Genomic DNA, 2676 nt, shown 5'->3' on the forward strand with positions numbered 1-2676 from the left:
CCACCGGGGGCGGGCAAGACGATGCTGGCGGAGCGGCTGCCCTCGCTGCTCCCGCCGCTGACCCAGAAGGAGGCACTGGAGGTCACCGCCGTCCATTCGGTGGCCGGGCTGCTCCCGGCCGGGCGTCCACTGATCGACACCGCGCCCTACTGCGCTCCGCACCACTCCACGACGATGCCGGCCATCGTCGGCGGCGGCAGCGGTCTGCCGAGACCGGGGGCGGTCTCGTTGGCCCATCGGGGCGTGCTCTTCCTGGACGAGGCGCCGGAGTTCCCGGTCCGGGTGCTCGACGCGCTGCGCCAGCCGCTGGAAGCGGGCGAGGTGGTGATCGCCCGCTCGGCCGGCTCGTTGCGGCTCCCGGCCCGCTTCCTGCTCTGCCTGGCGGCCAACCCCTGTCCGTGCGGCCGGTACTCGCGGCGGGGCGAGGGCTGCGAGTGCACCCCGGCCATGGTCAGCCGCTATCAGGGGCGGCTCTCCGGGCCGCTGCTGGACCGGGTCGACCTCCAGGTCCAGGTGGCCCCGGTGACCAGGGTCGAGCTCATGGAACGGGACACCACGGCGGAGACCACCGAGACCGTCGCGGCCAGAGTGCTGGCCGCGCGTGAGCGGGCGGCGGCCCGGTTGGCGGACACCCCGTGGCGGACCAACGCGGAGGTGCCGGGCCACGAACTGCGCACCCGCTGGCAGCTCGGGCCCGGCGCGCTCAACGACGCCGCGCGGCAGTTGGAGCGGGGGCTGCTGACGGCCCGGGGCCTGGACCGGGTGCTCCGGGTCGCCTGGACGGTCGCCGACCTCGCCGGACGCGACCGGCCGGACCAGCGGGACGTGCGCACCGCGCTGGTCCTGCGCACCGGCGTGGAGCACGGACTCCCGCTGGCCGAGCGGGTCCTCGGCCGGTGCGGCGGAATCCCGGCACAGCGCGACAGTCCGGAGGACGGCTGGTCCGCGACGCCCAGGACGCCCGGGGCGCTCGACGACCGTTCGCGGAACCAGAAGGGTGAGGCATGAACCAGCTGCTGAGGCAACCTCGAATTCCCGGCGCGGCCGAGGCCGTGGCCGGTGCCGACACCAACGACGGGCCCGAGCCCGAGCGCCTCGCCCGGGTGCTGATCTGCCGGCTCAGCGAACCGGGGGACGCGGTGGTCGGCCGGTGGCTCGGCCAACTCTCCGCCGTCGACGTGGTCAAGGCGATCCGGGACGGGACGGTGCCCGACCATCCCGGACTGGACGCCACCCGACTGGCCGGGTACCAGGCGCGGCTCCCGGGCCTGGACCCGGAGATGGACCTGAAACGGGTACGGGACGTCGGTGGACGGTTCATCATTCCGGGGGACACCGAGTGGCCCAGCCAACTCGACGACCTGGGTGACGGACGTCCGGTCGGGCTCTGGGTGGCGGGTACCGGCTCGCTGCGGCTGCTCGCGCTCCGCTCGGTCGCGCTGGTGGGCTCCCGCGCCTGCACCGCCTACGGCGCCCACGTCGCGGGGGAGCTGTCGGCCCAACTGGCCGAGCGCGGCTGGATGGTGGTCTCCGGAGCGGCCTACGGGATCGACGCGGCCGCACACCGCGGGGCACTCGCGGTCGGCGGAATGACCGCCGCCGTGCTCGCCTGCGGCGTCGACGTGGCCTACCCCAAGGGCAACGCCGAACTGATCCGGCGGATCGGCGTCCAGGGTCTGCTGGTCAGTGAACTCCCGCCCGGGGAGCACCCGAACCGCTTCCGCTTCGTCCTGCGCAACAGGGTCATCGCGGCGCTCACCCGGGGAACGGTGGTGGTCGAGGCGGCGGTGCGCAGCGGCGCCCTGAGTACAGCCAGACGGGCGCGGGACCTCAACCGTCACACCATGGGCGTCGCGGGCCCGGTGACCTCGGCCTTCTCCGCCGGGGTGCACGCCCTGATCCGCAGCGGAGCCGCCGTCCTGGTCACCGACGCGGCCGAGATCACCGAGCTGATCGGGGCGATCGGGGACGATCTGGCACCGCAGCGCAGCGGTCCGGTGCTCCCGCGCGACCTGCTGGAGCCGGCGGTCGCCCGGGTGCTGGAAGCCGTACCGGCGACGCCGGAGGGCGCCCCGGTCGAGCGACTGGCCCGGCAGTCCGGTCTCCCGCCGGACGAAGTCCTTCAACGGCTCTACGAGTTGGGCTCGCTCGGCTACGTGGAGCGGCACGGCGCGCACTGGCGCGTGGTGCGCAGGAGGTGATCGCCGGAACGGAGAACGCGCTCGCGTCGAGGGAACGCACGTCGAAGCCGCCCTGCTGACCTGCCGATCCGTTCTCCTGTTCGTCGCCCGGATCCGGTGTGCGAACGCCACCGGATCGGGGGACGACCGAGTGGCGGTAGCGCTTTGCAGTGAGTCGGTCACGCTACGCTCCACATGCCTTCCCTATCAGCACATGACTCGGCAGAACGGCGCAGACCAACGCATGCCCACACACATTCCCGGACACAGAGTGACCGGTGGCGCTCGGTCCTCGGGAGGGCCGCGGACCGAGAGGCGCCCCGTGCCCGACTTCCCGGCCAAGTCGGCGGGGACGATGGGAGGCCTGTCGCGCCAGGGCGGCCGGCCGGCGGTGGCGCCCCAGCCTACGGACGCGGCCCGGGGTGCCGAGCCGGTCCAGGGCGCGGACGCGGCAGGCTCCGCCGGCGCGCCTGCCGGTGCACCCGCCGGGGTGCCC

General features: G+C 74.3%; 2 protein-coding genes. Both read left to right on the forward strand.

The window, feature by feature from the left end; translation table 11 throughout:
- Nucleotides 1–1008, forward strand: a 1008-nt coding sequence (locus tag ACIQOV_RS36325) for an ATP-binding protein (protein WP_401055076.1), incomplete at its 5' end; no start/stop codon positions are given.
- The gene (gene dprA / locus ACIQOV_RS36330) at nt 1005–2201 is read left to right on the forward strand and encodes a DNA-processing protein DprA (RefSeq protein ID WP_401055077.1); all 1197 of its coding nucleotides are present in this window, start codon (nt 1005–1007) and stop codon (nt 2199–2201) included. The genes ACIQOV_RS36325 and dprA, both read left to right, overlap by 4 nt.
- Nucleotides 2202–2676 lie beyond the last annotated feature (475 nt).

Source organism: Kitasatospora sp. NPDC091257 (genome assembly GCF_044757675.1).
GTDB classification, from domain to species: Bacteria; Actinomycetota; Actinomycetes; order Streptomycetales; family Streptomycetaceae; genus Kitasatospora; species Kitasatospora lactacystinica.